The organism is Pseudomonas morbosilactucae (assembly GCF_023241665.1).
Classification (GTDB): Bacteria; Pseudomonadota; Gammaproteobacteria; order Pseudomonadales; family Pseudomonadaceae; genus Aquipseudomonas; species Aquipseudomonas morbosilactucae.
In genome coordinates, this window is the sequence record NZ_JALQCX010000070.1 from 21,948 (window position 1) to 29,069 (window position 7,122).

A 7,122-nucleotide genomic window follows, 5' to 3' on the forward strand; every position below is an offset into this window, starting at 1 on the left:
CTCCTTACAGATCGCCGAAGAAGCGCTTCACGCCTTCGAACCAGCCCGTCGTCTTCGGCGAGTGGGTGTTGTCATCCGCCAGGGAGCTGCGGAATTCTTCCAGCAACTCACGCTGACGGCGCCCCAGATTAACCGGAGTCTCCACTGCAACGCGGCACATCAAGTCGCCAGCGCCGCCACCCCGAACCGGAGCAACGCCCTTGCCGCGAACCCGGAATTGCTTGCCGGTTTGAGTACCCTCGGGAATCTTCAGCTTGACCCGACCATCCAGGGTCGGAATCTCCAGCTCGCCACCCAGCGCCGCATCGACAAAGCTGATCGGCACTTCACAGAACAGATGCTTGCCGTCGCGCTGGAAGATCGAGTGCTCGCGCACATTGATCACCACGTACAGGTCACCAGTCGGCCCACCCTGCGTGCCCGCCTCACCTTCGCCCGACAGACGAATACGGTCGCCGGTATCGACACCTGCCGGCACTTTCACCGACAGGGTCTTGTACTCTTCGACACGCCCTTCGCCGTGGCACGAATCGCACGGATCGGAAATGATCTTGCCCTGGCCATGGCAGCGCGGGCAGGTCTGCTGCACCGAGAAGAAGCCCTGCTGCATGCGCACCTGACCAATACCGCCACAGGTCGGGCAAGTAATCGGCGAGGAACCTTTCTTGGCCCCGGAGCCGTCGCACGGCTTGCAGTTGACCAGCGTGGGAACACGGATATTCACGGAGGTACCGCGCACCGCCTCTTCAAGATCCAGCTCCAGGGTGTAACGCAAGTCGCTGCCGCGCTGCGCACCGCCACGGGAACCGCCGCGACCACCGCCAAAGAAATCACTGAAGACATCACCAAAGATGTCTGAGAAGTTCTGACCACCGAAACCAGCACCGCCACCGCCCATGCTTGGGTCAATGCCGGCATGCCCGTATTGGTCGTAAGCCGCACGCTTGCTCGAGTCAGACAGTACTTCGTAGGCCTCGTTGGCCTCTTTGAACATCTCTTCCGACGCTTTGTCGTCAGGATTACGGTCCGGGTGGTGCTTCATCGCCAAGCGACGGTAAGCCTTCTTCAGCTCCGCCTCACTGGAGCCACGCTCCACACCCAACACTTCGTAATAGTCACGCTTTGCCATAAGTCTTCGCACTCTTGAGGACGCTCGACAAGCCTCTCCTGAGCCCCATCAAACTCGCTGAGCCCCTATACAGGCCCGGACCCAACTCACGTCAATTCAACGATCCTGGTCTTGGATAGACGGCCAACGCATTGACCGACAACTGCGGTAATAGCAGCCGAAAAGCAGGAGCATTTTCGACCCTACCGCCAGCGCCCGAAACGGGTCGCGCGCCGCTAAAAATTTCACTAACTCCAGACACGCCAACGCGGGAGCAAGCTCCCGCGCGGCGACATCCTACCAGTCACCGCCCGAAGGCGGTCAACCGGCCGACCAACAAGCGAATTACTTGTGGTCTTTGACTTCTTCAAACTCAGCGTCAACCACGTCATCAGCTTTTTCAGCGGACTCAGCGTGCGGTGCAGCGCCTTCAGCAGGCTGAGCCTGTTCGGCGTACATCTTCTGAGCAACTGGAGCCGAGACTTTCGACAGCTCTTCAACCTTGGCTTCAATGGCCGCCTTGTCGTCGCCTTTAACAGCGGCTTCGAGGGCAACCACAGCCGCTTCGATTGCAGTTTTTTCTTCAGCGGTCACTTTGTCGCCCGCATCAGCGATCATTTTGCGAGTCGAGTGAACCAGGGCATCGCCTTGGTTACGCGCGCTGGCCAGCTCTTCGAACTTGCGATCTTCGTCGGCGTTGGTTTCAGCATCGCGAATCATCTGCTGAATTTCTTCCTCGGACAGACCGGAGTTGGCCTTGATCACGATCGACTGAGTCTTGCCAGTGGCCTTGTCTTTGGCGCCTACGTGCAGAATGCCGTTGGCGTCGATGTCGAAGGTCACTTCGATTTGTGGCACACCGCGTGGAGCTGGCGGAATCTCAGCCAGGTCGAACTTGCCCAGGGACTTGTTCTGGCCTGCTTGCTTACGCTCGCCTTGCAGCACGTGAATGGTCACAGCGCCTTGGTTGTCGTCAGCGGTCGAGAACACTTGGGATTTCTTGGTAGGAATCGTGGTGTTTTTCTCGATCAGCGCCGTCATCACGCCGCCCATGGTTTCGATACCCAGGGTCAGTGGGCTGACGTCGAGCAGCAGAACGTCCTTCACGTCACCCGCCAATACCGCACCCTGGATAGCAGCACCCATGGCAACCGCTTCGTCTGGGTTGACGTCTTTACGGGCTTCTTTACCGAAGAAGTCAGTAACGGCTTTTTGCACCAGCGGCATACGGGTCTGGCCACCGACCAGGATCACGTCGTTGATTGCGCCAACATCGATACCCGAGTCTTTCAAAGCGATGCGGCAAGGCTCGATGGTGCGCTGAACCAGATCTTCAACCAGTGCTTCCAACTTGGCGCGAGAGATCTTCACGTTCAAGTGCTTAGGACCGGTAGCGTCTGCAGTGATGTACGGCAGGTTAACGTCGGTCTGCAGGCTGGAAGACAGCTCGATCTTGGCTTTTTCAGCCGCTTCTTTCAGACGCTGCATGGCCAGCGGGTCACCCTTGAGGTTCATGCCGCTTTCTTTCTTGAATTCGTCGACGAGGTAGTCGATCAGACGAATGTCGAAGTCCTCACCACCCAGGAAGGTGTCGCCGTTGGTGGCCAACACTTCGAACTGGTGCTCACCGTCAACTTCAGCGATCTCGATCACGGAAACGTCGAAGGTACCGCCACCCAGGTCATAAACGATCACAGTGTGATCGCCCTTGGCCTTGTCCATACCGTAAGCCAGAGCGGCTGCGGTAGGTTCGTTGATGATGCGTTTTACATCCAGGCCAGCAATACGGCCGGCGTCTTTGGTCGCCTGGCGCTGGCTGTCGTTGAAGTAGGCCGGAACGGTGATCACCGCTTCGGTCACTGGCTCGCCGAGGTAATCTTCAGCGGTCTTCTTCATCTTCTTCAAGATTTCAGCCGAGATCTGTGGCGGCGACATTTTCTGGCCGTTCACTTCAACCCAGGCGTCAGCGTTGTCAGCCTTGACGATCTTGTAAGGGACCATCTGGATGTCTTTCTGTACGACTTCTTCTTCGAAGCGACGACCGATCAGACGCTTCACCGCATACAGGGTGTTGTGCGGATTGGTCACAGCCTGGCGCTTGGCCGACTGGCCAACCAGGATTTCACCGTCGTTGGCGTAGGCGATGATCGACGGAGTGGTCCGTGCGCCTTCGGCGTTTTCAATAACTTTTACATTGCCGTTTTCAAGAATGGAAACGCACGAGTTGGTGGTCCCCAAGTCGATACCGATAATCTTGCCCATGTTAACTCTCCCGAAACTTTGGATTTGGTTGCCGCAGCAGTGATGGCTAACTGCGGTAGTACTTAAACGCTTGACTTCTAAATGGGGGCTTTACAGCCGTTTTCAAGCCTTCTCGTCAATCGAAGGCGAAATCGGTGCAGGCGCCTTGCTGACCACGACCATGGCCGGGCGCAGCAGGCGTCCATTGAGCTGGTAGCCCTTCTGGAATACTTTCAGAACGCTGTTCGGCTCGACATCGGCGCTCTCTTGCATGGCCATTGCCTGGTGCTGCTCAGCATTGAAAGGCTCGCCGTGCGGATCGATGGCTTCCAACTGATAACGCTTGAGGGTGTCGTGAAACATCTTCAGGGTCAGCTCAATGCCTTCACGCATCGGGCGAATGCTTTCGTCATCCGGGTTGGACAACTCCAGGCCACGCTCAAGGCTGTCGATGACCGGCAGCAGGTCACCAGCAAAACGCTCCAGAGCGAATTTGTGGGCCTTTTCCACGTCTTGCTCAGCGCGACGGCGGACGTTCTGCAGATCAGCCGCAACACGCAAAGCCTGATCCTGGGCGCCTACCAATTGCTCTTCGAGCACTTGTACACGAGCCACCAGGTCTTCACCCGAAGCCTCGGGAGCCTGATTGGCGTCTAGATTTTGCGTATCCAGAGTCTGTTCGTCAGCCATGAAATTCTCCTTTCAATATCGTCCGCGAGCTTGGCTCACGCTTCTGCCCAGCTATATGGGGCCGCTTTTTCAGGGTTCAAGCCCGACAACGCCACAAAAATCATCGCAGCGCCCGGAACGCCCCATCCCCAGACATTCCCAGGCGAGCTAAAAAGCAGCGCCATGCAAGCAAATCGAGCTAAGGGAAAGCATTGTCAGCCCGAAACAAAACACTGTATAAATAACCAGACATCTTGTTTGGGAGCAGCCCTATGCTGGTGCACCTGTCGGTACATAACTACGCCATCGTCGAACACCTGGATCTGGAACTGGATCGAGGGATGAGCGTCATCACAGGCGAAACCGGCGCCGGCAAGTCGATCATGCTCGACGCGCTCGGGCTAACCCTGGGGGACCGCGCAGACAGCGGCGTGGTACGCCCCGGCGCAGACAAAGCCGACATCCTGGCCACGTTCGATCTGGACGATATCCCTGAAGCCCGGGCCTGGCTGGCCGAGCGCGACCTGGACAACGAAAGCCCCTGCATACTGCGGCGCGTTATCACCGCAGAAGGCCGTTCCCGTGGCTATATCAACGGTTCGCCCTGCCCCCTTGGCGACCTCAAGGCCCTCGGCGAACTGCTGATTGATATCCACAGCCAGCATGAACACCAGTCCCTGCTGAAAACAGATACCCATCGCCGCCTGCTCGATGAATACGCAGGTGCCACCGACCTGGCGCGCCAAGTGCAATTGGCGGCCCAACGCTGGCGCCAGACTCGCCAGGAACTGGAACGCCTATCCAACTCCGGCGATGAGCAGCGCGCGCGCCACCAACTGCTCAGCTATCAACTGGAAGAACTCGACAACCTTGGCCTGGGCGAAAACGAACTCGACCAGTTGGAACAGGAACACAAGAACCTGACCAATGCCGAGACCTTGCTGGGTATCTGCCGCCAAGTCGTCGAACAGTGCAGCGAAAGCGACTCGGGCAACGTGCTCAATGCCCTGACCGTCAGTCTCAATCGCTTGTCGAGCGCCGGCAACTCATCGGGCGCCCTGGGCGAAGCCACCAATTTATTGGCCAGCGCGCAAATTCAAGTGGAAGAAGCCGTCGGCGAGCTGAACCGGTTTCTCGATCACTTCGACGCCGACCCTGCCCGCCTGCAGCAGTTGGAAGAACGCCTGGATGCCATCTATACCTTGGCCCGCAAACACCGGATCCAGCCCACCGAACTGGCGGCGATGCAGCAGACGTTGCTCGATGAAATCGAGACCCTGGACGCCAACGATGAGTCCATCGAACGCCTGGCGGACGAACTTCAATCATTCGCTCGGCATTACCAGGAAAAAGCCCTTGAGCTAAGCCAACTACGTCAGCAGGCCGCCACCGGCCTGGCGAGCGCCGTCGAACTGGAGATCCAGCGGCTGGGCATGCCGGGCGGGCGCTTCACCATTGAACTGCGGCCCAACACCAGCACCGAATTGCTACCCAACGGCCTGGAAACTGTGGAACTGCTGGTCAGCGCCAACCCCGGCCAACCGCTCAAGGCTTTGGCCAAAGTCGCGTCTGGCGGCGAGCTGTCGCGGATCAGCCTGGCGATTCAAGTCATCACCGCACAAACCTCACGTACACCAACCCTGGTCTTCGACGAAGTGGACGTCGGCATTGGTGGCCCGACAGCCGAGATCGTCGGCCAACTACTACGCCGCCTGGGCGAGCGGGGCCAGGTACTGACCGTGACGCACTTGCCACAAGTGGCGGCCCAAGGGCACCAGCATCTGTTCGTGCACAAAGTCCGCGGGCACAACGCGACTCATACCGCCGTTTCGAAACTGGGCAAGACCGAACGGGTAGAGGAAGTGGCACGCATGCTGGGCGGGATCGACCTGACCAAGGAGTCCCTGGCCCACGCGAAGAAGATGGTGGTAACGGCCAAGGTCTAACCATCGAGGTTTAGCCATATAATAGAAAGCACGAAGGCGACCCTAGGGTCGCCTTCGATCGTTTCGCGGCGAAAAATACCGCGCGACATGCTTACTTTTTCGTGCGGACGTACAGCACCAAATTGTGATCCACCAATTCGAAACCGTGCTTCTCGACAATGGCCTTTTGAAGCTTTTCGATCTCTTCGTCGAAGAACTCGATCACTTCACCGGACTCCACGTTGACCATATGGTCGTGGTGACCGCCGTCAGCCAGTTCGAACACCGCGTGGCCGCCATCAAAATTATGGCGTACCACAAGCCCGGCCGCTTCGAACTGAGTCAGAACACGGTAAACCGTGGCCAGACCGACATCCTCGCCTGCTTCCATCAGCGCCTTGTAAACATCTTCAGCGCTCATGTGCCGCTGCTCAGTAGAATCGAGCATTTGTAGAATTTTGACTCGTGGCAGAGTCACTTTAAGGCCGGCTTTACGTAGTTCGCTATTTTCAACCATGGTCAGCTTTCTCGCCGATGCTGCTTCGCAGCTTCTCTTAATGCGGGTATGATCGGGGTTTACGTTGTCCCAGCCAAGATAGTGGAAGTCGCCCACCGATGCAAAACACCAAGCTCTTGCTAACCAGTTTCACCTTCGTGGGACTGCTCGCACTCGCCGGTTGTTCATTCCCCGGGGTTTACAAAATCGACATCCAGCAGGGCAATGTCGTCACGCAGGACATGATAGACCAGTTACGCCCGGGAATGACCCGCCGGCAAGTACGGTTTATTATGGGCAACCCTCTGTTGACCGACACGTTCCATGCCGATCGCTGGGATTATCTGTACAGCCTGCAGCCTGGTGGCGGCGAACGCCAACAGGAGCGCGTCAGCGTGATCTTCAATGGCGAGGACCAACTGGTTAGCCTGTCCGGCGACTTCATGCCTGGCGTAAGCCGCGACGAAGCCCTGCTGGGCAAGGACAGCGGCACCACGGTTGCTGAACCTGCGCAAGACAGCGAAAAGCCGAAGCCGGAAAAACCAGCCAAACCAGGCTCGCTGCTGGACCAGATCCAGAAAGACGTGGACGGCGTGAAAACCGTACCCGTGCCTATCCCAGAACCTCTGGACACTTCCCCACAATAATATGTGGCGAAATAAAAAAACCCGGCATGCCGGGTT

At 57.8% G+C, this 7,122-nt stretch carries 6 protein-coding genes; 2 read left to right on the forward strand and 4 right to left on the reverse strand.

Annotation, left to right across the window (positions count from 1 at the left end; translation table 11 throughout):
* Window positions 1-4: 4 nt before the first annotated feature.
* The 3 genes from dnaJ to grpE form a co-directional block, all read right to left on the reverse strand.
* Complete coding sequence (gene dnaJ, locus M1B35_RS29190) at window positions 5-1,129, reverse strand: molecular chaperone DnaJ (RefSeq protein WP_123337330.1); 1,125 nt, start codon at window positions 1,127-1,129, stop codon at window positions 5-7.
* A gap of 324 nt (window positions 1,130-1,453) precedes the next feature.
* A complete protein-coding gene (gene dnaK, locus M1B35_RS29195) occupies window positions 1,454-3,370 on the reverse strand; it encodes a molecular chaperone DnaK (RefSeq protein ID WP_123337332.1) in 1,917 nt (638 codons plus the stop codon).
* Window positions 3,371-3,472: 102 nt separating this feature from the next.
* Window positions 3,473-4,039 carry a nucleotide exchange factor GrpE gene (gene grpE, locus M1B35_RS29200; RefSeq protein WP_123337334.1) on the reverse strand — a complete coding sequence of 189 codons (567 nt, stop codon included), beginning with the start codon at window positions 4,037-4,039 and terminating at the stop codon, window positions 3,473-3,475.
* A gap of 251 nt (window positions 4,040-4,290) precedes the next feature.
* Between grpE and recN the strand changes: the two genes are divergently transcribed.
* A complete protein-coding gene (recN, locus tag M1B35_RS29205) occupies window positions 4,291-5,964 on the forward strand; it encodes a DNA repair protein RecN (protein ID WP_123337336.1) in 1,674 nt (557 codons plus the stop codon).
* Between the two features lie 91 nt (window positions 5,965-6,055).
* On the opposite strand, the gene fur is transcribed toward recN, so the two are convergent.
* The gene (gene fur / locus M1B35_RS29210; protein WP_123337541.1) at window positions 6,056-6,460 is read right to left on the reverse strand and encodes a ferric iron uptake transcriptional regulator; all 405 of its coding nucleotides are present in this window, start codon (window positions 6,458-6,460) and stop codon (window positions 6,056-6,058) included.
* A 98-nt stretch (window positions 6,461-6,558) separates the two neighbouring features.
* On the opposite strand from fur, the gene M1B35_RS29215 reads away from it, so the two are divergent.
* Window positions 6,559-7,086, forward strand: coding sequence for an outer membrane protein assembly factor BamE (locus M1B35_RS29215; protein WP_268263777.1), 528 nt, complete (start codon window positions 6,559-6,561; stop codon window positions 7,084-7,086).
* Window positions 7,087-7,122 lie beyond the last annotated feature (36 nt).